Origin of the sequence: Paraburkholderia sp. JPY419 (genome assembly GCF_050435705.1) — a bacterium.
GTDB classification, from domain to species: domain Bacteria; phylum Pseudomonadota; class Gammaproteobacteria; order Burkholderiales; family Burkholderiaceae; genus Paraburkholderia; species Paraburkholderia youngii.
The window spans coordinates 104,511-129,424 of sequence record NZ_JBNDKV010000002.1 but is presented as its reverse complement, the minus strand read 5'-3'; the positions used below and the strand labels follow the sequence as shown (position 1 = coordinate 129,424).

The window sequence follows — 24,914 nt, the reverse complement described above, 5'->3', positions numbered from 1 at the left end:
AACCCCAAAACGTGTGGTCCGGCGTCGACTTCGTCACGTTGACGTCACACATCCGCGACGATAATCCCCGCGCCCGAAAGTACAAAAACACGCGGGCGTCCCGCTCAATGCGTGGACCTTGTATTTTCAGACCTCGGGGATTCTCAGATGACCATCCGTCACCGCATCACGCTACTCGTCATTCTGATGCTCGTCGCGCTATCCGCCATTGGTGGATACGCTGTGCTTCAGACTCGCAACAGCGCCGCCAACGTCAGGCAGGTGACCCAGGGGGTCGTGCCGAGCGCGCTCGCGTCGGCCGACCTCGTGTCGCAGCTCAAGGACGTGCAGCTCGCGATGATGACGCTCGTCTATGCGCCTGACGAGAACATGGTCTCGCAGGCGCGAGACCTGCTGAAGAGCAAGGAAGCGTCGCTGCACGCGGCGCTCGACGTGCAGGCGAAGGCCGCGCAAGGTCAGGCCCAAACCGGGCTCGTGAGTCAGGCGCGCGACAGCCTCGCCAACTATTTCAACGCGGTCAACGACACCGCGAGGATGAAGGCCGACGGCAAGAACGAACTGGCGCAGGCGTATCTGTTCGCGAACGTCGCGCAATACCGCGATGAGCTCGAAGGCATCGTCGAGACGCTGCGAATCGAGAAGAACCGTCAGAAAGACGCCGCGATCGACGACCTGAACAGCGCGCTCGCCACCACGACGACGGCGATCGGCGCCGCGACCGGCGCGGCCATCGTCGTGCTGCTGCTGATCAGCGCGCTGCTGTATCGGCAGATCACCCGGCCGCTGAGCCGCATGCAGGTGGAGATGAGCGAGATCGCGGCAAGCCAGGACTTCACGCGCCGCGTGCCGGTCGGCCGGATGGACGAGATCGGTCATTCGATCGTCGCGTTCAACGGCATGATCGAGAAGATCCAGCAAAGCTCGCTGCAGTTGAAGCAGAAGACCGCCGATATCCAGGCGATGCTGCAAAACATGCAGCAGGGGATTCTGACTGTGGTCGAAGGCGTGATCGTGCATCCGGAATACTCTGCGTATCTCGAGGCCATCTTCGAGACTCGCGAGATTGCGGGCCGTCCGCTGCTCGACCTCGTGTTCGGCGGCACCGGTATCAACAGCGATGAGCTCGCGCAGATCGAAGCGGCGCTGCACGCATGTATCGGTGAAGACAGCATGAACTTCGAGTTCAATCAGCACCTGCTCGTCAACGAGATCGCCAAGCCGATGGCCGATGGCCGCGTGAAGACGCTCGACCTGAGCTGGTCGGCGATCACCGACGAACACGACGTCGTGCAGCGTTTGATGCTGTGCGTGCGCGACGTGACCGAACTGCGCGCGCTCGCCGCCGAGGCCGGCGAACAGAAGCGCCGGCTGGAAATGATCGGCGAGATTCTCGCGGTGAGCCAGGAGAAGTTCCATCACTTCGTCGAAAGTGCGACGGGCTTCATCAGCGAGAACGAGCGGATCATCCGTCAGCATCACGAGCCGAGTCACGAAGCGGTCGCCGAGCTGTTCCGCAACATGCACACCGTCAAGGGCAATGCGCGCACCTACAGCCTTCAGCATCTGACCGGCGTCGTCCACGAAACCGAACAGCGGTACGACGCATTGCGCCGCGCGGACGGCGGCGAAGCGTGGGACCAGCAGCTTCTGATCGACGATCTGCAGCGCGTGAAGGCCGCGCTCGAAACCTACGCGACGATCAACGAAGTGAGCCTCGGCCGCAAGGGCCCGGGCCAGAACGGCGCGGTGGATCGCTACCTGATGGTCGATCGCGAATTGATCCAGAAGCAGTTGGACTTGCTCGAAAGCGCCGATCCGGCCGACCGGGACGCACTCGTGTCGATGCGCGAATCGTTGCAGCGTGAGCTGCGCCTGTTGGGCACCGAATCGATCTACGAAGCGCTCGCGGGCGTGCTCGAATCGCTGCCGTCTCTGGCGGCCGAACTCGGCAAGGAAGCGCCAGTCGTCAGCATCGACAACAACGGTTATCGCGTGCGCAGCGAGGTGAGCAATACGCTGCGTAATGTGTTCACGCACCTGCTGCGCAATTCGGTCGATCACGGCATCGAGCCCGCCGCCGAGCGTATCGCGAACGGCAAGGACGCGGCCGGCGTCATCGAGTTGGAAGTGGGCGTCGACCATCACGCGCTGCAGATCACCATCAGCGACGACGGCCGGGGTCTCGCGCTCGCAAAGATCCGTGCCGCGGCGATCGAACGCGGCTGGATCGACGCCGATGCCGTGCTCAGCGACGAAGCGATTGCCGAGCTGATCTTCCGTTCCGGCTTTTCGACCGCGCAGAGCGTCAGCGAGATTTCGGGCCGCGGCGTCGGCATGGATGCGGTGCGCGATTTCGTGCGGCGCGAGCATGGCCGCATCGAATTGCGTTTCACCGACGATCGTCGCGGCGCCGACTATCGCCGCTTCCAGACCGTCGTGTCGTTCCCCGAGGACTGGGCGGTCGACAGTCTCGATGCGTCCACCGATGCAGCGCGCGAGCGTGACGCGGATGCGGTAGCAGGCTGATCGCCTGATCGATTGAACGAAGCGATGGGAGCAGGTTGTGTTTGAAAGTTATCTTGTGGCCGCAGGCGTTGGCGGTATCGTCTGCGCGCTCGCGACGGGAATTTATTATCGTCGGGGGCTTCGCGCCAGTGCGGAAACGCAGCGTGTCGACACGCTCGCGCGGCAAGCCCTCGAACAGCAACTCGACGCAGCGCTCCAGGCCGGTGAGCGGGCCAACGGCGAGCGCGCCGCCCTGGAGACGATGCTCGCCGATCTGCGCGCGCAGGCCGAGCAGGGCGAGCGGAATCGCGAATCATTGCAGGCGAGCCTCGACGCCGCGAGCACGCGAAGCGACGAATGGCTGCAGCATGCGACGCGGATCGCGCACGAGGCCGCCCGACTGAAGACGCTGACGATCACGTTCGAGCGCTGGCACGAGCAGATGATTTCGCTGATGTCGCAGAACCGCGACATGCACAAAAAGAACCAGGAGCTGTCGTCGATCGTGCAGCACGTGCTGATCGTTTCGCTGAATGCGTCGATCGAAGCGGCGCGCGCCGGCACCGCGGGTCGCGGCTTTTCGATCGTCGCGGGCGAAGTGCGCTCGCTCGCGTCGCGCTCGCAGGAACTGTCGAAGAGCTATCAGGACAGTCTGCATCGCAACGATCTGACGACCGCGGCGACGTTCCAGGACATCCAGGCCGGCGGCAAGATGATCACGGCGTCGCTCGGCGGCGTCGAAGCGCTGGCGACCCAGTTTCAATCCAGGCTCGAGCAGGCCGCAGCGTGATTACCGATCAGGCGTTGCAAAGCATCGCGGACATCTTCTGTCACGCGGCTCGCGCGAGATTGCCCGCGACACCGGGTGATGCGTGCGAGATCAGCGCGGTGCCGAGGTGGGATCGCGATCATCCGCCCGGACCTTGCGCGATGGCGCTGACGATCGCGTCGATCGGTTTTCGTCTGCTGTTCGTGCTGCATTTCAGCAAGGACGAAGCAACGCGCGCGTACTACGCGAGCGGCGACACGACGCGTTCGCTGTCCGAAACGCTGATGGAACTCGGCAACCTGTGCTGCGGCTACATGAACCAGCAACTGGTCGAGCATTTCCCCGATCTCGGCATGTCGACTCCGTATGAATTGAACAGCCGCTGTATCGAGTATCTGGACGAGTTGCGGCCCGATCACGTGTGGGCGTACGAGCTGAAGATCGGCGCTGCGGCCCGGCTGGGCGTGACGTTATGCATATGCGCGCAGGCGCCACTCGATTTCAAGGCTGAACTCGCGGCGGCTGACGAGGCCGCTGGCGAACTCGAACTTTTCTAGCAACACTGCATTCGCAGACTGAAACACGATGAATACCAGCAAGCCCGTCAGCAAGGTGCTCGTGCTCGACGACTGTCCGGCACACGCGCAAGCGCTGAAGCTCTTTTTCGACGAGCACAACCTGATTGCACTGAAGGTGCGCGACAGCAGCCGCCTCGGCTCGGTTCTCGCCACCAATATCGATCTCGGCGGCGTTCTGCTGGCGGACAACTACGGTGGATCGGTCGAACAGGCGGCGACGACCGCCGGGCGGATCAATACGTTGCGCCCCGAACTGCCGGTGATCCTGCGTTCGAGCGGCAACTTGCCCCTCGAACAGCTTCCGAAGCCGTTGAAGAACGCGGCATGCGCGCATTTCTATGGCGCCGATCTGACGGCGCTGCGTGAAGCCGTCGATCAATACATCTTCAGCCTCGACTTCCCGAATGCGCTCGTGCGCGGCATCGCCGAGATTACGGAAGCGCGGCTCGCCACGCTGTTCGACGGCGTCACCGTGCAACGCGACACGCCGAGCGTCGTACGCGATCGCATCATCTTCGGCGAGGTGTTCAGCCTGATTCCGCTCGAAGGCACCTGGTGCCGCGGCTATATGTTGATGCAGGCCGAAGAGGAACCGCTGCTCGGCATGATCGAGCGCGATCGCGCCGCACGCGACCCCGGCATGGGCGCGGCGCAACCGGGCTTTCGCGATCTGAACAACGTGCTCGGCGAATTGACGAATCTGATCTGGGGCGCGTTCAAGGACCGGTTCCTCGCTGCGCGGAACGCTCGCGAAGCGAGCCAGGTGCAGGTGCCTCTGCTCGTCAATCACCAGCACCGCTATATCTCGTTCGGCTCGGACAATCCGCAGTTGCGGTTTCAATACCGATGGAGCCACGCGGCGAGCGGACAATCGGTGTCGATCGACCAGCGCTTCGTTTTCAACCTGAACTGGTCACCCGAAGATTTTTCTGAAAACACGGTGGATGTCGACGATCTGGTCGAGTCCGGCGAACTGGATCTGTTTTGATACTACGCGTCGGTGACGCAAGGGAATGGCTATGGCAAAGATTCTGGTGGTGGACGATTCGAGCACGGTACGCGAAGAAGTGGCGGGCTTTCTGGCGAAAAACGGTCTGGACGTCGCGACCGCCATCGACGGCAAGGATGGTCTTACGAAGCTGAAGACGGATTCGAATATCCGCCTGATCGTCAGCGATGTGAACATGCCGAACATGGACGGCCTGACGATGGTCGAAAAAATTCGCGGCGAACTCGCGAACAAGACCGTCAACGTGATCATGCTGACGACCGAAAGCAGCCCAGCAATGAAGGAGCGCGGCAAGGCCGCCGGCGTGAAGGGCTGGATCGTCAAGCCGTTCAAGGGCGATGCGGTGCTGGAGACGTTCCGCAAACTGGCGGGTTGACGCAATAGTGTGCGGCGAACCCGCCGCACACGGATGCCGTGTTAGAACGTCTCGTGGTGCTCGTTGCGTGCGATGTCCGCCTGCACCATCATCTGGCACAGCTGTTCGAGGGAGGTTTGCGGTTGCCAGCCGAGCGTGTCGCGCGCCTTGTCCGCGCAGCCGATCAGCAGGTCCACTTCGGCCGGCCGATAGAACTTCGGGTTCACGCGCACGAGCGTCTTGCCGGTTGCGACATCGATGCCGGTCTCGCGCTCGTCCTTGCCCGACCATTCCAGCTGGAAGCCGGCCGCCGTGAACGCCATGCGCACGAAATCGCGAACCGTTTCGGTGCGACCGGTCGCGAGCACGAAGGTGTCCGGAGCGTCGGCCTGCAACATGCGCCACATGCCCTCGACGTATTCGAGCGCAAAGCCCCAGTCGCGCTGCGCGCTCAGGTTGCCGAGTTCGAGCACGTCCTGCTTGCCGAGCTTGATCTTCGCGACCGTGTCGGTGATCTTGCGCGTGACGAATTCGCGGCCACGTAGCGGCGATTCGTGATTGAACAGAATGCCGCTGCTTGCGAACAGGTCGTACGACTCGCGATAGTTGATCGTCGACCAGTGCGCGAACAGCTTCGCGACGCCATACGGGCTGCGCGGGTAAAACGGCGTGCTTTCGCGCTGCGGCACGGCCTGCACGAGGCCGAACATCTCGGAGGTAGACGCCTGGTAGAAGCGCGTCTTCGGGCTCAGGATACGCAGGCCTTCGAGCAGATTCAGCGCGCCGACACCGGTCACTTCGGCGGTGGTCACCGGCTGGTCGAACGACACGCCGACGAAGCTCTGCGCGGCGAGGTTGTACAACTCGTCGGCCTGGGTGCCGTCGAGCAGACGCAGCGTCGAGCCGAGGTCGGTGAGGTCGTGTTCGACCAGACGCAGATTCGGATGATCGAGCACGCCAAGCTCACGCATGCGCCAGAAGTTGACCGAACTCGTGCGCCGGTAGGTGCCGGTCACGTGATAGCCCTTGTCGAGCAGCAGCTTGGTCAGATAGGCGCCGTCCTGTCCGGATACGCCGGTGATGATCGCTTTGCGTGGTTGGCTCATAGCTTGCCTTCTAGTTTGTGAATGAAAAAAGAACGGAACGCGCGTAAAAGCGTGGCTCAATGTGTTTCGTCCAGCAGTCGCCGCACCAACGGTTCGACGACTCGATAGTCCTGTTCGGCCTTCAGCCGGTACAACTCCGGTTTCGGATGCGCGCCGTCCGACATCAGCGATTTCCAGTCGGGCAGGCCGCTGACATACGCGTATTGATCGACGAGCGGCACCCGCTGTTCGGCGGCCACGCGTCGCGTCATCGCGACCATCGTCGCCAGCTTCGCGTTGAGCCGGTTATCGGGCATCGGGTTCGAGGTCTGCAAAACAGGCTGCTTGCCGAGTGCTCGCGCCGTTTGCACAAGCGATGTTTCGGCCGAGTAGAACTGCTCGGGCGTCTGGTTTTGCATCACTTCGTTGATGCCGTAGTTGATCAGCACGATTCGCGCGGACGAGGCGGCGAGACGTTCGCGCCACGGCAGGCCCGCCGTCGGTCCCGCGCGGCGATTTCCGGTGCCGTCGCGCAACTGCCAGGCCATCGTGCCGCCGACGCCGTAGTTCGTGACGCGCACGCGCTCGCCGTCATGCGCCTGCAACGCCTGCTGCAGATACGTGGCGGCATTGCGCGCTTGCGGGCCGCAGTGGCCATCGCTGCAGGTGATGCCGAGCGTGGTCGAATCGCCGTACGCGTCGATCAGCACTTGCGACGGCGATGACGTTGGCGGCTCGTCCACGGCCGCGCTCGTTGTCGGCGCGAGTAACGTCAGCGCCGACACGACGCCCAGCACGTGGGCAGCAACAACGGCCAGGCGGTTCATGCGCGGCTTTGCGGTGCTTGCCGCGCAACGCTGGCGCCGGCAGTCGCCGTCGCTCTCGTGCCGCGCGTGGCGAAAATCAGGCGCTTCTCGAACGCGAACCATGTGATGCTCGCGTACACGAGCGTGATCGCGAGCGCGATCACGGCGCTCAGATAGCGATTCAGATGCAGCGGCCACACCATGTACAGCACGCTCAGGTGGATCAGATAGATCGTGTAGCTGATCGTGCCGATATAAACGAGCACGGGGTTGCACAACAGCCGCTTGACGATGCCCTTGCTCTGCAGTGCGATCACCACGATCGACGTGCAAAGCACCAGCGACACGCTATAGAGCCCCGCATTCGACAACGGCGTGTTCGCCGCGCGAAAACGCGGGAAGTGCAGATGCAGCCATGCCAGCACCGCGAGAGCGGCGAGCGCGCCGAGCACCGCGAGTCCCTTGTACGGTTCGAGCGCATTGCGATCACGCCGCACGGCCACCGCGAGCAGCGCGCCGGCCGCGAGCAGATCCATGCGGAACGGCGTCAGGTAATAGATCGGCCAGAACGAATCGAACCACGGCGTCGCAAGCGCGCGCAGCAGCGGCACCAGCACGATCAGCGCCGCCGCCACGCCGCCGAGCAGACGCTCGGGTACGAGCAGGATCACGAACGGCCAGAAGATGTAGAACTGCTCTTCGACCGCGAGCGACCACAGCACGTTGAGGCTTTCGTGACCGCTTTGATTGAGCGCATCGCCGATATTGGTCGCGAAAAACGCGTACCAGTACCAGTGCTGTGCCCACGCGAGGCCGAACAGCACCGACGACACGGCCATCAGCAGCAGGTACGGCGGCAGGATGCGGCGCGCGCGCCGCGCATAGAAATAGCTGAAATACGACTGCTGACGCGACTTGCGATCGAGCAGGATGCCGCTGATGAGAAAGCCGCTCAAAACGAAAAACAGATCGACGCCCATCCATAGCGGCGCTTTCAGCGCGTGCTGCGCGAACACCGCGAGCACGGCGATCGCACGCAGACCGTCGAGTTGCACGATGCGGGAATGGGAGGGCGCGAGGGGCAATGCGCTGGCTGTCATGAACCGTCCATGGTGTAAAGCGGATGGGCCGGGCGAAGGGCCGCGCGGTTCGCAACGGATAGCCGGCGAACAGGCGCGCGCTTCGCGTCGCAACTGAAGTGCAATCGATTCTAGGGAAAAGAAAATCGAGAAAAAATCTATTGGAATGGGTTAATTGAATCAGATTGAAACAGGGTATTTCTTTGGCCATTCCAGAAAGATTTATATGGTTATGTGGCGGGCGCCGGGCAGTCCGCAATAAATGCGTATTGCGTAATCCCACATCGCTACGAACGGAAGATCGCGGCGACGGAGGCGCGCGCGACGCCGCGGCTTTCGTTTTCATCGATTTTTAAATTCATTTCTTTTGCGACATATAAGCGAACGAATATTTTTGAATTATTTTCGACTTTCGTCATTGCATTTTTTCCGCGTAACTTAGTCGTGCGGACGGCTGCCTTCAGGCGCCGCGTTTCAATCGGTTGCGCTTCGTTTCGCCTTACCACATCACTGATTTTCGCCCCGAGCGGGCACGGGTCCGCGTGCATCGCGTTGACCGGACATCGACTGGAGGTTCCGCCTTGCGCCGCATCACGTTCAAAAGCTGGTTCGCCCTGACAGCCTGCGCCGCCGGCGTCGTCGCCGCAACGGCCGTTCTGCCGGCTCGCGCCGAAACCGCGTTGAACGCGAAGACCTCATGGATCGGCAACAGCTTTGGCTTCGGCGATGGCACATGGACGCAGATCAACATCACCGCGATCGCGGTCACGCCGGACGGCAAGGTCTATACGAACGCGCCGTGGGATGAAAGCGGCGCCGAAGCGAGCGTCTATCAGGACGGCAAGATGCTCGGCTTCGCGGGTGGCACGCATGGCTGGGGCAACGCCGGCGGCAATGCGATCGCGGTCAACCGCAAATATGCGTTCGTCGCGATCGCGGTCGGCAATGAGAAGGGGCACCTGGTCGAGCCGGGCGTATGGCCGGACAAGGGCAAACAATGGTTCGGCATTTCGCGGCGCCTGATCGGCGAGCCGAAGCGCGTGGCCCCGTTTCAGCCCGCCGCCAAAAACGCGGACCCGCATGCGCAGCTAGCGGCCGGATTTCTGATGATGAACGAAGTGCCGACCGGCACGAACGCGGAGATCGGCGGACTCGCCGCGAACGACACGACGCTGTTCGCGGCCAATACCGCGCGCAATAGCATCGAAGTCTACGATGCCGAGTCGATGCAGCAGAAGGCGACGTGGAGCGTGCACGAGCCTGGACGTCTCGCGCTCGCACCCGACGGCACGCTCTGGGTGCTGAGCGGCACACGCAGCGATCGCGCGCCGGGCATCGAGCATTACGCGGCGACCGGTCAGCGCATCGACGAGAGCATCACGCTGCCGGCCGACACGGTCGCGGTCGACCTCGCCGTCGATGCGCAAGGCCGCCTGCTGATCGCCGACAACGGTCCCCGCCAGCAGGTGCTGTTTTTCACGAAGCGCGACGGCCGCTACACGGCGTCCGGCACGCTCGGCGAGCGCGGCGGCATTTTCAGCGGCGTCGCGGGCAAGCCGGGACCGTCGCGATTCAACGGCTTGACTGGCGTCGGTGTCGATGCGCGCGGCAATGTGTACGTATCGACCAATGGCATCGGTCCGCGTTACGAGCCGATCGGCGCGGGCCTCGGCGCGACGCTCGAAAGCTACGCGCCGGACGGTAAGCGCAACTGGCAGGTCGAAGGGCTGCTGTTCGTCGACGGCGCGTGGATCGATCCGGGCCGGCCCGACAGCGTCTATACCGGCAACAAGCGCTTCGAGCTAGATCTGTCGAAGCCGTCGGGGCAGGACTGGAAATACGCGGGATTCCTGTCGAATCGGTTCAAGTACCCGGACGATCCGGTGTTCCATACCGACCAGTATCCGGGCCTGCCGATCGCGCGGCGGTTGAAGGGGCGCACGTTCCTCTATCTGAGCGACATGTATGCGGACCATCTGAAGATCTATCGCTTCGATCCGCAGCACGACGGCGAGAGCGCGATTCCGTCTGGATTTATCGCAGGCCGCGAGCGCGCGGTCACGAAGGTGCCGAATGCGCCGCCGGGCGGTGACTGGATCTGGCGCGACACGAATGGCGATGGACAGTTCGAGCGCGACGAATACACGCTGAACACGAGCGGCACGAAGCTCGCGGGCGGCTGGGGGTGGTGGGTCGATACGGCCGGCGACATCTGGCGCACTCGGGATACGAAGGGCATCTATCGCTTCCGTTTCGGCGGACTCGATCCGAAGGGCAACCCTGTCTACTCGTACTCGAACCTGGCGCAGTACCCGGTGCCGGCACCGTTCAGCGAACTGCATCGCGCGATCTACGAACCGGACACCGACACGATGTACGTAAGCGGCTATACGGCCGATATGCCGACCGCGCAGGGCTTCTGGAAGGAAGTGGGGCGTGTGCTGGTGCGCTACGACAAGTGGTCGAGCGGCAAGCCGGTGCAGCGTTACGCGATCGACTTGCCGTGGCAGACGCAGAGCAAGCCGATCGCGACGATCATCGGCGTCACCGTCGAGGGGCAATACGTGTTCGGCGTCGAGCCGGTCGGCGCGGTGCACGTGTGGGACAAGGATAGCGGCAAGGAACTCGGCGTGATCCGGCCGGGCCCCGAAGTGGGCCGCGCGTCGGGCTGGGTCGACGTGCCGAACGGCATCAGCGCGACGAAGCGCGCCGATGGCGAGTACCTGGTGTTCGTCGAGGAAGACGCGCGCGGCAAGGTGCTGATGTATCGCTGGAAGCCTTGAGGCGCATTGGCCTCGCTGACGCAGCCCCGCACGCAATCTAACCGCAAAACCCAAGGGATTCGATGGACAAAGGCATTCTCAGGAACGTAGCGATCAATTTTTTCGGGCTCGTGCTGCCGACGTTCGTGTCGCTCGTGACCGTGCCGGCGTATATCCGGCTGCTCGGCGTCGAGCGCTACGGTGTGATCAGTCTCGTGTGGACGCTGATCGGCTACTTCGGGATTCTCGATCTCGGCATGAGCATGGCCGCGCAGAACCATATTTCGAAGGCGCGCGCGTCGGGCGATCAGCGGGAAAGCGCGCGCGTGTTCTGGAGCGCGACGTGGCTCAATCTGACGACCGGCGTGGTCGGCGGTTTGATCATCTACTTCGGTGCGTTCCTGTACACCGCGTATTTCACGAAGGTGTCGCCCGAGCTGCAGCACGAAGTGTATATGGCGCTGCCGTGGCTCGCGGTCGCGATTCCGATCGCGAACGTGTCGTGGGTGTTCGCGGGCGCGATCAATGGCGCGGAACGCTTCGGCGTCTACAACACGAATCAGACCATCGGCACGTTCCTGTTCCAGCTTCTGCCGCTCGGTGCCGCGTTGTGGCTCGGCGCGACCTTGCAGAATGTCCTCGCCGCGGCCGTGGTCGCGCGGATTCTCGCGGCGCTGCTGCTCGGCCGCTACGCGCTGAAAGTGCTCGAGATACGCAGCATTGAACCGCCGCAGCTCGGCGTCTCGAAAGGGCTGTTCAACTTCGGCGGCTGGATGCTGATCGCGAGCGTGACGACGATGGTCGCCGATTCGCTCGATCGCGTGATGCTCGGATCACGCCTCGGCGCGCGTTTCGTCACGTACTACACGGTGCCGCAGAATCTCGTCACGCGTCTGAACATCGTGCCGACCGCGCTGGTACGCACGCTGTTTCCGCGGCTGTCGGCGGTCGGTCGCGCGGATGCCGACACGATCACGCAGCAGTCGCTCGAATTTCTCAACGGCGTGTTCACGCCGGTCGCGCTCGTTGCGATGCTGGTGCTCGAACCGTTCCTGCATCTGTGGGTCGGCAACGAGATCGCGACGGTCGCGGCGCCCGTCGGCCGCATCATGATCGTTGCCGTGTGGCTCGTCGGCCAGGCGAACGTGACGCGCATCCTGATTCAGTCACAGGTCAATCCAGCCACCGCCGCGCGCATCGGGCTCGTCGAGTTGCCGCTATTCGCCGGCGCATTGTGGCTCGGGATCACGCATTTCGGGCTGACGGGCGCGGCGGTCGCGGTTTCCGCGCGCGCACTGTTCGACTACGCGGTACTGCTGCATTTCGCGGCGATCCGCGCGCGCCAGATCGTGCTCGACATGCTCGCCCATCTCGCCTTCCTGCTCGCCAGCCTGTGGCTCGCGAGCTTCCTGCCGAGCCTCGCGCTCGCGATCGCCGCTGGTTTGCTGATGGTCGGCGCGAACGTCGCGTGGTCGATCACGATGACGCCCGCCTTGCGCAATCTTGCGCGTTCACTGCTATTGCGACTGAATCCGAGGAAAAGCGCATGAATCACGACGTCCTTGAAAAAAACCTGTTGAGGCCTGCGACGCGCGGCGCTCTCGACGAACTGACGAGCGTGCCCGGCATGCAGCCGGCAGTGCGCCGTACCGCGCCGCGCGCGGACAGAAACGTGCGCATTGCGATCGTGCACGATTGGCTCGTCACCTACGCGGGCGCGGAGAAAGTGCTCGAGCAGATAATCGCGTGCTTTCCCGATGCGGACCTGTTCAGCCTCGTGGATTTTCTCGACGATCGCAGCTTTCTGCGCGGCAAGACGGTGACGACGTCGTTCATCCAGAAACTGCCGCTCGCGCGCAGCAAGTACCGCGCGTATCTGCCGCTGATGCCGCTCGCGATCGAACAGCTCGACGTGTCGGCGTACGACGTGGTGATCTCGAGCAGTCACGCGGTCGCCAAGGGCATTCTCACCGGTCCCGACCAGGTGCATATCAGCTACGTGCATTCGCCGATCCGCTATGCGTGGGATTTGCAGCATCAGTATCTGCAGCAGTCGAAGCTGACCAACGGCCCGAAGTCGGCGCTCGCCCGGCTGATTCTGCATTACATACGCAACTGGGATATCCGCACGTCGAACTCGGTCGACGGCTTCATCGCGAACTCGGCGTTCATCGCGCGACGCATCAAGAAGGTGTATCAGCGCGACGCGCAAGTGATCTTCCCGCCGGTCGATGTCGACGCGTTCACGCTGTGCACGCAGAAGGAAGACTTTTATCTGACCGCGTCGCGGATGGTGCCGTACAAGAAGATCGATCTGATCGTCGAGGCGTTCGCGCGGATGCCCGAGCGCAAGCTCGTCGTGATCGGCGACGGACCCGACATGGCGAAGATCCGCGCGAAGGCGGGGCCGAACGTCGAGATCATGGGCTATCAGCCGTTCAAGGTGCTGAAGGACCGCATGAGCCGCGCGAAGGCATTCGTGTTCGCGGCCGAAGAGGACTTCGGCATTTCGGTGGTCGAGGCGCAGGCTTGCGGCACGCCGGTGATCGCCTACGGCAAGGGCGGGGCGCTCGAAACCGTGCGCGATCTGTCGGAGCCGAAGCCGACCGGCATGTTCTTCGATGAACAGGATGCCGACTCGATCATCGCTGCCGTGAATCGTTTCGACGAGCTTGGGCACCGGTTCCAGCCCGAGCATTGCCGCGGCAACGCCGAGCAGTTTTCGGCCGCGCATTTCCGCGAGCGCTTTTTCGCGCAGGTGCGCGCGGCGGTGCCCGCGCTGCGCGCCGCGACGCTGCCGCCCTTTACGCCATATCGGCCGGGCGCGCAGAGCGCCGCGAACGTGCCGCGCATTCTCGCCGTCGATCAGAGCGGCGTGCTCGGCGGCGCCGAGCTGTCGCTGCTCGAAATCGTCAAGGCGCTGCGCTCGCGCATCGAGGTCGTGCTGTTCGACGACGGGCCGTTCAACACCGCGCTCGCGAAGACCGGCGTCGAGGTCTCCGTGCTCGATGCCGGGGTGCTGAAAAACGTGCGCAAGCAGGGCGGTTCGCTGCCGAAAGGTCAGGCATTGAAGGGGCTCATCTCACTCGTGCGTGCCACCGCGAAACGGGCGCGCAAAGCGGACGTGATCTACGCCAATACGCAGCGTGCGATGGTGATTGGCGCAGTGGCCGGCAAGCTCGCGAGACGGCCGGTGGTCTGGCATTTGCGCGACATCGTCAGCGCCGAGCATTTCGGCGGCAAGCAGCTCGCGATCATCAAGTGGTGCGCGCGGCTCGGCCTCACGCACGTGATCGCCAATTCGGCCGCGTCGGCGCAGGCGTTCGCGAAGCTCACGCGGTTCGACGGCAAGCGCATCGACGTCGTATTCAATGGGATCGACGCGGAGCCGTTCGACGCGTTGCGCACGGTGCCGCAAGCGGTGCTGCGCGAGCGCCTGAATCTGCCGCGCGACGCGTTCCTCGTCGGCTCGTTCAGCCGCCTTGCGCGTTGGAAGGGACAGCATGTGTTGCTCGAAGCGATGGTGCTCAATCCGCAGATGCATGCGGTGCTGGTCGGCGCGGCGTTGTTCGGCGAGGACCAGTACGAAATGGAACTGCGGGCCTTCGTTGCCGCACACGGGCTCGGCGAGCGGGTGCATTTTCTCGGCTTCCAGCACGATATTGCCGCCTGCATGTGCGCGGTCGATGCGGTCGTGCATACGTCGATCACGCCGGAACCGTTCGGCCGCGTGATCGTCGAGGGGATGCTCGCGCAGCGGCCGGTCGTGGCGTCGCGCGCGGGCGGCGTCCTCGAAATCATCGAGGACTATGAGAACGGCGTCCTGTGTACGCCGGGCGACGCGCATGCGCTCGCTGATACGCTCGCCGAATTGCGCTCGAACGGCGACTTGCGCGACAAGCTGGTCGAGAACGGCTATCGGACCGCGCATGAGCGTTTCGGCACGCGCAGCTATGTGGATGGGGTCGCGGGGATTCTGAAGAGTGTGGCGGGGCGGTAGAGCGGCTTTTTTTTTTGCGCGAGGGTAGACAGGGGCTTGGCCAGTCCTTGCTTGGCGTAACGGGGCGGAAGTCGAAGGGCTTTCGCTCCGTTTTTTTGCGCCGCATTCAACGACACCACGTATGCCCCCGCAAACCGTCGTGGTCCGGGTTTTCCGCGAACATCACCGCGCGTGCATGCGCAGAGTGACGTCGAACCCCCTCGCGCGGCGACTAGTAGATTACTCGCTCAGAAGGCGCTTCAACTCGTCAAGGAATGAGGCTGTAGTGTGGCCCCACAGATTAGGATCAAACCGTGAACCGTAATCTCTTTCGAACGCAGAATCCAGGTCGGACGGATGTTCACTCATGAACGAATTTATTTCATCAATTATTTCTTTTCGGTATTCCGGTGAACTATCAACTTTATAGCATGCGGCAATTTCAGAGATTGTGTTTCCCCACGAATCAAAATCTTCATTGAAATACGCGCCGAAAAGCTCATACATTCTGGGGTAGCGGTCAGATAACATTGTCCATCCCTTAGCCCACGTGCGCAGTTAATATGTAATACGGCATATTGTTATATCCTTGAAACTTCAGAACTACCGTGACTAGAGCGGTGTTTTTTACGCGAGGGTAGACAGGGCTTGGCCAGTCCTCGCTTGGCGTAACGGGGCGGAAGTCGAAGGGCTTTCGCTCCGTTTTTTTGCGCGCCGCGCGCGTGGCACATAACAACCCTCGCGCGGCGATCGGTGGATTACTCGCTCAGAAGACGTTTCAACTCGTCAAGGAACGAGGCCGTAGTGTGCCCCCAAAGACTCGGATCGCAATGGCTTCCAAAGAGATCATGAAACGCCATATCCAGACAGTTTGAGTTGAGCTTCTGGAATCGGACGATCTCTTCCAGCATCGCGACTCTTTCGTCCTCGTTCATCCCCGCTTTATAGGAGAGAACGAGTTCCGGTATTGAATTCCCATAGATCGAATAGTCCTCATGGAATCGTCCCATGATCAACTGTTCGAGATTGTTGTACGTCCCGTAGTTCATGACTGTGCTGTGGAATGTTACGCGACAAGCATCGCTGTCAGGACATAATAAGGCATGCCATTGTACGTCTGATAGCGGAGGATCACTTTGACCCGGCTCGCGGGTCTATATTCTCCTGATTTTCTGCTCACCACATTTCCAACGTTTCTTCCAACGTCTTCGAATAGTGTTAAATCGTTACGCGGTGCTCGTGTCCACGCCTTGATTTTGGTGGCATTGACGCGCATCGCTTCCGTAATAGCCCATTCTGCCTGCCTGATATCTGCAAATGATGATGCCGCGGCGATGTGCAAGTCGCGTTTCAGGCGTTCCCTGAGCCATGCCTCATCCTTCTCGACGTGCTTCAGAATCGTATGCCCACCAAGCCCTGGATTAACGGCCCTGGCCTCATGCATTTGCAGATTGATCCGGCCCATCGTCACGCTGGCCACGCGTGCAGCCTTGATCGAGCCAGCGAAACCAAACGGCACGATCATATCGACTGACAGGCCGATAATATTCGCCATGTCGGGACTGGCCTTCATCGCCTCAGCCAGTTTCGTCGTACCTTGCTGGATCAGCGTGGCGGTATCCCGGCCTGTCCAGATTTGGCGTACACCTGCCGACACCGTATCTGAGCCATGTGCTCCGAACACAACACATCCGGTCTTGCTTGCCATCGTCGGTTCCGGCAGCACGCAAAGCGCTGCCGCCCCAACCATTTCCAGTACCCCGCCGACTACCTGCAAGCCGCCCCATAGCCGGTTGGAAAGCATTTCGGTGGGGTTGATCGACTGACGGGAGAGCACCGCAGCCAGTTGAGGAGCACTGAACACCACGCGCACGGCGCCCGAATCCTGTTGATACGACATCCTGAATTCCTCTGTAGCGATTGGGGGTGCCACGCTAGCAGGCGAATACAGGGATTTGGAATGGGCGATGGATGATTTTTGTGTCGTCTTTGTGCGCGTCAATCAATCACCCGCGCAGGGCGAGCGCCTTTTCGCGGCCGGTCGCAATCGAAACTTCGGGATGCATACCTAAGCCCCCGTCGCGGCACTTGGCCGTTACGGGGCTGACACAGCGCAGGGTGTACTCACGCCTTGAGACTCGCCGACCACTTCATCGCGGGCATTTCGACCAGCCGATAGAAGACATAGGCAGCCGGCACCGCGACCAACATATAACCAAACGACGGCCAGATCGACACCTGCAGCGACGAACGAAACAGCCACGCCGAGAGCAGCACGAAGATCGGCAGATGAATCAGATACAGCGAGAAGCTGAAGTCACCCACGCGGGACAGCAAGCGCGACAGCGCGCGCGACCCAGTGCGAAGCAGCGCGAGCACGCCACTCCTTTCGTGTTGCGGGTCATTGGGCACATCGAGCGCCTTGTACAGATAGCACGCGAAGCCAAGCGCCCAGATCTGGAACGCCCCATACTGGCCGAAATGAAACGCGACGCAGCCTGCCGCGATCAATCCCCCCGCCAGAACGTACAGCAATGCGGGCGCGCGCGCCTCTCGCGCGTTGCGCGCCCTGACATCGGCGATCCACGCACCGAGCATCCACGAGAACCAGTACGACGTGAAGAACTGCAGATCATGTCGCTCCAGCCCATACGCGGACGCAACGTTGATCACCGCGACGAGCGCGAGCACGGCGTTCATGCCGATGCGCCGCCGCAGCGCGAACAGCAGCGGATAGATCGCATAGAACTGCACTTCGAGCGAGAGCGTCCACAGCGCGCCGTTCGAGCCGTACGTTTTGCCCGCCACGCCCTGCAGCGAAAACAGATTGACCAGAAACGACTGCCAGCCGATCTCGCGAATCTTGTGACTGACGGGCGGCAATTGCAGGCTCAGCGAATCGAGCGCGAAGGTCAGAACCAGCGCCGCGAGCAGCACCGGATAGATGCGCGCGAAGCGCCGCAGCCAGAAGTTGCCTGCATCGAGCCGGTAAGCGGGATTGCCCGCGAGCCGCAGCGCGCCGCCGCGATGGATGCAGTAGCCACTGATCACGAAGAACATCGGCACGCCGGCCGAGCCCCATGCGATCGGAAACGTCAGATACGCGGCGAGACTGCTCGGACTCAGCGAATGTCCGACGCTTTGATGAAACGCCTGCATGCCGACCCACACGATCTGGCGGCAATGAAAATAGGCGACCAGCAGTGCGGCGAAACCTCGCATCGCGTCGATCACATGCTCCTTGCCGACGCTATCGGTACGCGCGTCGCTGCGAGCGTGCAGCGCGGCCGGGTTTTTCTCGGGGCGCGGCAGCGGGGAGAGGGGCAGGGATGAGCCGGCGGCATCCAATGCTGGGTCGCTCATACGCGGTCCTTATCTGAAGCGGAAAAGAGAAAAAATCGACGCGGAATCGGCCTTCGAGCGGGCGTCCTTGCGCACCCCGCGACGCACCCATGCTAGAGCACCACAATCCCACAAAATGATTAAAAAATTGCGGTTTCGAATTGAATCGGAATCTATTTTGTGACGAATTGTAATTACGCAGCGATGTATCGAGCGTCGAATTATTTATCGCTTTTGTCGTGCTAATTTAGATCAAGGATTCTCTGACCCGAGGTGAAGTCATGAACCTGCATTTACTGGCCGGCATCGCCGTCCTGCTGATCCTGGTGGCCGCCTCCGCCTACCGCGACGCCTTGCGCAACGAGCCGATCCGTCGCTACAGAATGAACCCAGGCAAGCTGCCGCCCGTTGACGAACAGGACTGACGTGCTGCCGAAGCCGGTCGCCAGATCGCCAGACGGGCCACGCCAAGGGCTGTCCGAAAGGCAAGACTTTCGGATTTTGTCATTCGGCGCCTGGCAAAATATATGCGTAACAAGTTACTCAATTTTTCGCAATATCGCATTGCGATCGATGCATGAATTATCCGAATTAAATCGGAGAAAGACCGCTTCCGTGAACCTCGCAGATTTTTCTGCTAGTCTTGCGCCGACATCGATTGGCCGCCAGGTCCGCGAACACACCAACTTCTAACCGATGTGGGAATGCCTACCATGCTGAAAGTCACCAAAGCCGTGTTTCCCGTAGCGGGCCTCGGGACACGATTCCTGCCGGCTACCAAAGCAAGTCCGAAGGAAATGCTGCCGATCGTCGACAAGCCGCTGATCCAGTACGCGGTCGAAGAAGCGATCGCCGCCGGCATCACCGAGATGATCTTCGTGACGGGCCGCAGCAAGCGCGCGATCGAAGATCACTTCGATAAATCCTATGAGATCGAGTCCGAACTCGAAGCGCGCAACAAGCAGAAACTGCTCGATCTGGTTCGCAGCATCAAACCGGCCAACGTCGACTGCTTTTACGTGCGCCAGGCCGAAGCGCTCGGTCTCGGCCATGCGGTGCTGTGCGCCGAAAAACTGGTGGGCGACAGCCCGTTCGCGGTGATACTCGCCGACGACCTGCTGCATAGCTCGAAGCCTGTGATGAGCCAGTTGGTCGATACCTTCAATCACTATCACAGCTCGGTGATCGGCGTCGAAACGATCGCACGCGAGGACAGCCGCTCGTACGGCGTCGTCGACGGCCGCGAGTGGGAAGACAACGTGATCAAACTGTCGGGCATCGTCGAGAAGCCGGCGCCGGACGAGGCGCCGTCGAATCTCGGCGTGGTAGGGCGCTACGTGCTGATGCCGACGATCTTCAAGCATATCCGCGCGCTGAAGCCGGGCGCGGGCGGCGAGCTGCAACTGACGGACGCGGTGCAGTCGCTGCTGACCGAAGAGCAAGTGCTCGCGTATCGCTACTTCGGCACGCGCTTCGATTGCGGCAGCAAGCTCGGCTATCTGAAGGCGACCGTCGAATTCGCGCTGCGCCATCCGGAGGTGAAGGCTGAATTCGAGGCGTATCTGCAGGCGTATATGCAGAACGAAGCGCCAGCCGGCGAGGCGGGGCAATTGACGGTAGAAGCCGCGTGAACTCACGAGGCCCTGAAATAAACAATGGGCGCCGCGTTGCGCGGCGCCCGTTGTCGTTCTGCAGGACGGCCTCAACCTTGCTGCTTCACCTCGAGCCGGAACTTGTGCAGCAACGGCTCGGTATAGCCGTTCGGCTGCTGGCGCCCCTCGAATACGAGCGCTTGCGCGGCCCTGAACGCAACCGTGTCGAAGCCCGGCGCCATCGGCTGGTAGAGCGGATCACCGGCGTTCTGCGCGTCCACGACCTTGGCCATGCGCTTGAACGTCTCCTCGACGAGCTCGCGTTCGATCACGCCGTGATACAGCCAGTTGGCGATGTGCTGGCTCGAAATACGCAGCGTCGCGCGGTCTTCCATCAGGCCGACGTTGTGAATGTCCGGCACCTTCGAGCAGCCGACGCCCTGATCGATCCAGCGCACCACGTAGCCGAGAATGCCTTGCGTGTTGTTGTCGACCTCGGCGCGGATTTCTTCGTCGCTCCATTGCGCCTTTTCGACGACCGGAATCGTCAGCAGGCCATCGAGCAGTTCGTCGTACACCTTCGCGTAGTCGGTGCGTTCGAGTTCCTGCTGGACCGCCTGCACGTCGACCTGGTGATAGTGCAGCGCGTGCAGCGTCGCCGCGGTAGGCGAGGGCACCCACGCGGTATTCGCGCCAGCCTTCGGATGGCCGATCTTCTGCTCGAGCATCGCGTGCATCAGGTCGGGCATCGCCCACATGCCCTTACCGATCTGCGAGCGCCCGCGCAGGCCCCCGCTCAAACCGACCAGCACGTTGCTGCGCTCGTACGACGTGATCCACTTGCTCGACTTCATGTCGCCCTTGCGGATCATCGGGCCTGCTTCCATCGCGGAGTGCATCTCGTCGCCGGTGCGATCGAGGAAGCCCGTGTTGATGAACGCGACGCGCGCCGACGCTTCGGCGATACACGCCAGCAGGTTGACGCTGGTGCGGCGCTCCTCGTCCATGATGCCCATCTTGAGTGTGTTGCGCGGCAGCTTCAGCAGGTCTTCGACGCGCGCGAACAGCTCGCTCGCGAACGCGACTTCGGCCGGGCCGTGCATCTTCGGCTTCACGATATAGATCGAGCCGGTGCGCGAGTTCAGCTTGTTCTGACGGTCTCGCAGCGCGCACAGCGTCGTGATGACCGCGTCGAGAATGCCTTCGGGAATCTCGTGGCCGTCTTTGGTCAATACGGCCGGGTTGGTCATCAGGTGGCCGACGTTGCGGATGAACAGCAGCGAGCGGCCATGCAGCTTGAGCTGCGACTTGCCGTCCGCGCCGGTGTACTCGCGATCCGCGTTGAGCCGGCGCGTGAAGGTCTTGCCGTTCTTCGTGACCTGTTCGGTCAGGTCGCCGTTCATCAGGCCGAGCCAGTTGCGATAGAGCTGCACTTTGTCGTCGGCGTCGACGGCCGCGACGGAGTCCTCGCAATCGATGATCGTCGTGACCGCCGCTTCCACAACGACGTCCTTCACATGCGCCGCGTCAGTCTTGCCGACCGGATCGTTCGCATCGATCTGGATCTCGACGTGCAGGCCGTTGTGCTTGAGCAGCACCGCCGACGGCGCGCTCGCGTCACCCTGATAGCCGACCAGTTGCGCGGGTGTCTTCAGCGCGGTAGTGCCGTTCTTCAGCGCGACCACGAGCTGGCCGTTCTCGACGCTATAGCGCGTCGCATCCGCGTGCGAGCCGTTCGCGAGCGGCGCGGCCTGATCGAGGAACTTGCGCGCATACGCGATCACCGCGGCGCCGCGCACCGGGTTGTAACCCTTCTGCTTTTCCGCGCCATCCGTTTCGGGGATCGCGTCGGTGCCGTACAGCGCGTCGTAAAGGCTGCCCCAGCGCGCGTTCGCGGCGTTCAGCGCGTAGCGCTGGTTCGACAGCGGCACGACGAGCTGCGGGCCGGCCTGCTCCGAGATTTCGCTGTCCACGTGGTCGGTCGTGGCCTCTACGCTGGCGGGCACGGGCACGATGTAGCCGATGCCTTCGAGAAACGCACGATACTCGCGCAGATCCCGCACCGGGCCGGGATGGCTCCGATGCCAATTGTCGAGTTCGCTTTGCAGGCGGTCGCGCTCGGCGAGCAACGCCCGATTTTTTGGCGCCAGCTCGTGCACGAGGGCGTCGAAACCCGACCAGAAGGCGGCGCTGTCGATTCCGCTGCCGGGCAGGGCTTCGGTTTCAACGAACTGGTCGAGGTTGGCGGCGACCTGCAGTCCGCCGCGCGGGTTCATCTGAGTCATCGACTGCTCCATCTGTTATGGGACCGATGAGGGGGCATCGGTCCGCGTTGAGCCACGGGATTGCTGTGACGCGCGGCGCTTTAAACGCCGAGCGCCTGAATGCCGGCCTTCGCGATCTGCGCATCCTGCTCCGACTTGACACCCGACACGCCGACCGCGCCGACCACATGGCCGTCGACGATCACCGGCACGCCGCCTTCGAGCGTGCCCTGCAACGGTGCGCTGAGGAATGCGGTGCGGCCGTTGTTGATCATGTCTTCATACACCTTGGTTTCGCGCCGGCCGAGCGCCGCGGTGCGCGCTTTCTCGGTCGCGATATACGAGGTGGACGGCGCCGCGCCGTCCAGACGCAGCACCGCGAGCGGATGGCCGCCGTCGTCCACGACCACGATCGCGACGGCCCACCTGTTCTTCTCGGCTTCCGCGCGCGCGGCATCGACGATGCGAGTCGTCTCGGCGACGGTCAACACGGGTTTGGTCAGCATAATGAATGTCCTGTCTCGGTGAGGGGAAGGTGGCGTCTTCGGCTTCTTTCGGTAACGGGTCGATGCGGCGCCTGCGCGCGCGTTTCGCAGCTCTGTCGCATGCCGCATGCCGCATGCCGCGCGCCGGCGCCTGCCTGATCTGAAGATTCTACTTCCCGCCGCCCCAGCGCGGAACGGCAGCTTCCCTGGTCGCCATCACCGATACACGCGCAGCGCTTTACAATCGCGTCTCCACCCAAAAACCGCGCTTCCCACGAGATCTCAGACCATGCCAACCATCAGCGAGCTGTTCGTCTATCCGATCAAATCCTGCGCCGGCATCCCGCTCGATGCGGCGCGCCTGCTGGCGACCGGCCTCGAATACGACCGCAACTGGATGATCGTCGATCCCGAAGGCGCGATGTTCACGCAGCGCGCGTATCCGCGCATGGCCCTGATCAAGGTCGAACTCGGCGCCGAGGATCTGATCGTCAACGCGCCGGGTATGCGTGAGCTGCGCACGCCGCTCGATGCCGCGCGCCTGGCCGGCGCGGCCCGGGTCGCTACCGCGGTGTGGAGCGACGCCGCCTACGGACTCGATACCGGCGAAGCAACGGCGGCGTGGTTCACGGAGTTCCTCGGTCTGCCCGCGCGCTTGCTGCGCTTCGATCCGGAGCGTGAACGCATCGTCGATCCGGACTACACGAACAGCACCGGCGGTGCGACGACCTTTTTCGCCGATGGCTTTCCGCTGCTGGTGGCGGGCCAGGCCTCGCTCGACGATCTGAACGCGCGCCTGAACCGCAAAGGCGCGCCGTCGATTGGAATCGATCGCTTTCGGCCCAACATCGTGCTCACGGGCCTCGATGCCTATGAAGAGGACTATGTCGAGACGCTCGCCGTCGACCCGGATGCGGACTCGAGCGCGCGGGTCGAGTTGCGTCTCGTCAAGCTGTGCTCGCGCTGTCCGATGCCGACCATCGATCAGGCGCGCGGCGCGCCCGATCCCGACTGGCCGAACGAGCCGACCGACACGATGCTCGGTTATCGCGTCAGCGAACGCTTCGACGGCGCGGTCACGTTCGGCAACAACGCGCTGGTCGCGAGCGGGGCCGGGGCCTGGCTGCGGGTCGGGCAGCAGGTCGACGCGGAGCTCGGGTTCGGCGATTGATTGGCGAAAGGCGGGCGAGGCCCGCTTCGATCGGATCTCAGGCCGCCCGCGCAATCGCCGGCGCGGGCAGCGTCGTTTCTCCACCTTGTTCGCCGCGACCTTCGCGTTCCCAGCAAGGCGCTTCGGCGCTCTCGCCAACCGCATCGCCCACCAGAATCACCGCCGGACTGCCGAAGCCCGCGCCGAGCGCGTCGGCGGCGAGCCGATCGAGCCGCGTCAACAGGCGCCGCTCGTCGCGGCCGCCGGCCCACTGCACGACCGCGGCCGGCGTGTCGGCCGGCAGGTGCGCGAGCAAGGCAGCGGCGATGCCGTCGATGCGCCGCATGCCCATATAGATCGCCAGCGTCGTGCGCGTCGCGGCGAGCGCGGCCCAGTCCGGCTCGCCGTGATCTTCGGTGTGCGCGGTGATGAAGCTCACGCCGTGGCAGTGCCGCCGATGCGTGAGCGACATGCCGAGTCCCGCCGCGGCCGCGAAGCCCGACGAGATGCCGTTGACGATCTCCACCGCGAGGCCCGCGTCGCGCAACACCGCGAGTTCCTCGCCCGCGCGGCCGAACAGCAGCGCTTCGCCGCCTTTGACGCGCACCACGTGCAGCCCCTTCAGCGCATAACGCCGCATCAGCCGCTCGATGAACGCCTGCGGCGTCGAGCGGCAGCCGCCGCGTTTGCCGACGCGGATCACGCGCGCCCGCGGCGCGAGCGTCGCGATCTCGGGATTCGCGAGGTCGTCGAGCAGCACGACGTCGGCGGCCGCGAGCGTCTTGACGGCTCTCAGCGTCAGCAAGTCGAGGTCGCCTGGGCCCGCGCTCAGTAGCGTGACCTTGCCGATGTTGGTGTTCATGTTGTGTCCTTGTGCCGTGGGTTTCTCGTGGCTCGAAACGAAAACGGCGTCCGCCCGTGAAGATCACGAGGGGACGCCGTTGTCCATTGCATTGCCGGTTGACGGTTGAGTCTGCGCATCGCGACGACGTTGCCGCGACGACGTTGCGCAGGACCGATGCAAGGACCACGCCATCGATCGAATAGCGGCACGCAAGACGTTGCCACACGCTGCGATTCACGCGGAAAACAGCGTCACGATCGCACCTGCGTGCACCTTGGTTTCGCACGTCGACAGTGCTGCGCCGCACCAT

Annotated in this window: 22 protein-coding genes; 11 read left to right on the top strand and 11 right to left on the bottom strand. The window is 62.9% G+C overall.

Going from position 1 to position 24,914, the window contains the following annotated elements; genetic code table 11:
* Positions 1-147 precede the first annotated feature (147 nt).
* Genes QFZ91_RS06790 through QFZ91_RS06770 form a run of 5 tightly spaced genes read left to right on the top strand, consistent with a single transcriptional unit; the run spans position 148 to position 5,237 of the window.
* Positions 148-2,526, top strand: a complete 2,379-nt coding sequence (locus tag QFZ91_RS06790) for an ATP-binding protein (RefSeq protein ID WP_429566752.1) — start codon at positions 148-150, stop codon at positions 2,524-2,526.
* Positions 2,527-2,563: 37 nt separating this feature from the next.
* Complete coding sequence (locus QFZ91_RS06785; protein ID WP_429566751.1) at positions 2,564-3,295, top strand: methyl-accepting chemotaxis protein; 732 nt, start codon at positions 2,564-2,566, stop codon at positions 3,293-3,295.
* Entirely contained in the window at positions 3,292-3,831 is a 540-nt protein-coding gene (locus QFZ91_RS06780; RefSeq protein ID WP_429566750.1) for a hypothetical protein, read from the top strand. Before QFZ91_RS06785 ends, QFZ91_RS06780 begins: the two co-directional genes overlap by 4 nt.
* A 28-nt stretch (positions 3,832-3,859) precedes the next feature.
* Positions 3,860-4,840: a chemotaxis protein CheX gene (locus QFZ91_RS06775; protein WP_429566749.1), complete on the top strand. Its 981-nt coding sequence runs from the start codon at positions 3,860-3,862 to the stop codon at positions 4,838-4,840.
* 31 nt (positions 4,841-4,871) lie between these two features.
* Positions 4,872-5,237: a response regulator gene (locus QFZ91_RS06770; RefSeq protein WP_368717865.1), complete on the top strand. Its 366-nt coding sequence runs from the start codon at positions 4,872-4,874 to the stop codon at positions 5,235-5,237.
* A gap of 41 nt (positions 5,238-5,278) precedes the next feature.
* Here the strand turns inward: QFZ91_RS06770 and gmd are convergent, their stop codons facing one another.
* The 4 genes from gmd to QFZ91_RS06750 form a co-directional block, all read right to left on the bottom strand.
* Positions 5,279-6,322: a GDP-mannose 4,6-dehydratase gene (gmd, locus tag QFZ91_RS06765; protein ID WP_429566748.1), complete on the bottom strand. Its 1,044-nt coding sequence runs from the start codon at positions 6,320-6,322 to the stop codon at positions 5,279-5,281.
* Positions 6,323-6,378: 56 nt separating this feature from the next.
* Positions 6,379-7,128 (bottom strand): SGNH/GDSL hydrolase family protein, encoded by a 750-nt coding sequence (locus QFZ91_RS06760; protein ID WP_429566747.1) that lies wholly within the window; start codon positions 7,126-7,128, stop codon positions 6,379-6,381.
* Positions 7,125-8,207 (bottom strand): acyltransferase family protein, encoded by a 1,083-nt coding sequence (locus tag QFZ91_RS06755; RefSeq protein WP_429566746.1) that lies wholly within the window; start codon positions 8,205-8,207, stop codon positions 7,125-7,127. Before QFZ91_RS06755 ends, QFZ91_RS06760 begins: the two co-directional genes overlap by 4 nt.
* Before the next feature lie 266 nt (positions 8,208-8,473).
* A complete protein-coding gene (locus tag QFZ91_RS06750) occupies positions 8,474-8,605 on the bottom strand; it encodes a hypothetical protein (RefSeq protein ID WP_429526117.1) in 132 nt (43 codons plus the stop codon).
* 162 nt (positions 8,606-8,767) lie between these two features.
* Here QFZ91_RS06750 and QFZ91_RS06745 point away from each other — a divergent pair, with 162 nt between their 5' ends.
* The 3 genes from QFZ91_RS06745 to QFZ91_RS06735 all read left to right on the top strand — a co-directional run bounded on the left by QFZ91_RS06745 (position 8,768) and on the right by QFZ91_RS06735 (position 14,948).
* Positions 8,768-10,969 carry a hypothetical protein gene (locus QFZ91_RS06745; RefSeq protein ID WP_429566745.1) on the top strand — a complete coding sequence of 734 codons (2,202 nt, stop codon included), beginning with the start codon at positions 8,768-8,770 and terminating at the stop codon, positions 10,967-10,969.
* A gap of 62 nt (positions 10,970-11,031) precedes the next feature.
* Positions 11,032-12,498 (top strand): flippase, encoded by a 1,467-nt coding sequence (locus tag QFZ91_RS06740; protein WP_429566744.1) that lies wholly within the window; start codon positions 11,032-11,034, stop codon positions 12,496-12,498.
* Positions 12,495-14,948 (top strand): glycosyltransferase family 4 protein, encoded by a 2,454-nt coding sequence (locus QFZ91_RS06735; protein WP_429566743.1) that lies wholly within the window; start codon positions 12,495-12,497, stop codon positions 14,946-14,948. The genes QFZ91_RS06740 and QFZ91_RS06735 overlap by 4 nt, the downstream gene beginning before the upstream one ends.
* Positions 14,949-15,167: 219 nt before the next feature.
* On the opposite strand, the gene QFZ91_RS06730 is transcribed toward QFZ91_RS06735, so the two are convergent.
* From QFZ91_RS06730 to QFZ91_RS06715, 4 genes are all read right to left on the bottom strand, one after another.
* On the bottom strand, positions 15,168-15,434 hold the full coding sequence (locus QFZ91_RS06730) for a contact-dependent growth inhibition system immunity protein (RefSeq protein ID WP_429568604.1): 267 nt from the start codon (positions 15,432-15,434) through the stop codon (positions 15,168-15,170).
* A gap of 251 nt (positions 15,435-15,685) precedes the next feature.
* Positions 15,686-15,976: a contact-dependent growth inhibition system immunity protein gene (locus QFZ91_RS06725; protein ID WP_429566742.1), complete on the bottom strand. Its 291-nt coding sequence runs from the start codon at positions 15,974-15,976 to the stop codon at positions 15,686-15,688.
* A gap of 17 nt (positions 15,977-15,993) precedes the next feature.
* Entirely contained in the window at positions 15,994-16,827 is an 834-nt protein-coding gene (locus QFZ91_RS06720) for an RNase A-like domain-containing protein (RefSeq protein WP_429566741.1), read from the bottom strand.
* A gap of 224 nt (positions 16,828-17,051) precedes the next feature.
* Positions 17,052-18,290, bottom strand: a complete 1,239-nt coding sequence (locus QFZ91_RS06715) for an acyltransferase family protein (RefSeq protein ID WP_429566740.1) — start codon at positions 18,288-18,290, stop codon at positions 17,052-17,054.
* A gap of 260 nt (positions 18,291-18,550) precedes the next feature.
* Here QFZ91_RS06715 and QFZ91_RS06710 point away from each other — a divergent pair, with 260 nt between their 5' ends.
* Together QFZ91_RS06710 and galU are read left to right on the top strand one after the other, a co-directional pair.
* Positions 18,551-18,694 carry a hypothetical protein gene (locus QFZ91_RS06710; RefSeq protein WP_176108538.1) on the top strand — a complete coding sequence of 48 codons (144 nt, stop codon included), beginning with the start codon at positions 18,551-18,553 and terminating at the stop codon, positions 18,692-18,694.
* A 288-nt stretch (positions 18,695-18,982) separates the two neighbouring features.
* Positions 18,983-19,900, top strand: a complete 918-nt coding sequence (gene galU, locus QFZ91_RS06705) for a UTP--glucose-1-phosphate uridylyltransferase GalU (protein WP_429566739.1) — start codon at positions 18,983-18,985, stop codon at positions 19,898-19,900.
* Between the two features lie 71 nt (positions 19,901-19,971).
* Here the strand turns inward: galU and QFZ91_RS06700 are convergent, their stop codons facing one another.
* Together QFZ91_RS06700 and QFZ91_RS06695 are read right to left on the bottom strand one after the other, a co-directional pair.
* Complete coding sequence (locus QFZ91_RS06700; RefSeq protein ID WP_429566738.1) at positions 19,972-22,146, bottom strand: malate synthase G; 2,175 nt, start codon at positions 22,144-22,146, stop codon at positions 19,972-19,974.
* Positions 22,147-22,226: 80 nt separating this feature from the next.
* Complete coding sequence (locus QFZ91_RS06695; RefSeq protein WP_429566737.1) at positions 22,227-22,631, bottom strand: heme-binding protein; 405 nt, start codon at positions 22,629-22,631, stop codon at positions 22,227-22,229.
* Positions 22,632-22,899: 268 nt separating this feature from the next.
* Here QFZ91_RS06695 and QFZ91_RS06690 point away from each other — a divergent pair, with 268 nt between their 5' ends.
* Positions 22,900-23,781 carry an MOSC domain-containing protein gene (locus QFZ91_RS06690; RefSeq protein ID WP_429566736.1) on the top strand — a complete coding sequence of 294 codons (882 nt, stop codon included), beginning with the start codon at positions 22,900-22,902 and terminating at the stop codon, positions 23,779-23,781.
* A gap of 37 nt (positions 23,782-23,818) precedes the next feature.
* On the opposite strand, the gene cobA is transcribed toward QFZ91_RS06690, so the two are convergent.
* Positions 23,819-24,622: a uroporphyrinogen-III C-methyltransferase gene (gene cobA, locus QFZ91_RS06685; protein ID WP_429566735.1), complete on the bottom strand. Its 804-nt coding sequence runs from the start codon at positions 24,620-24,622 to the stop codon at positions 23,819-23,821.
* Positions 24,623-24,914 lie beyond the last annotated feature (292 nt).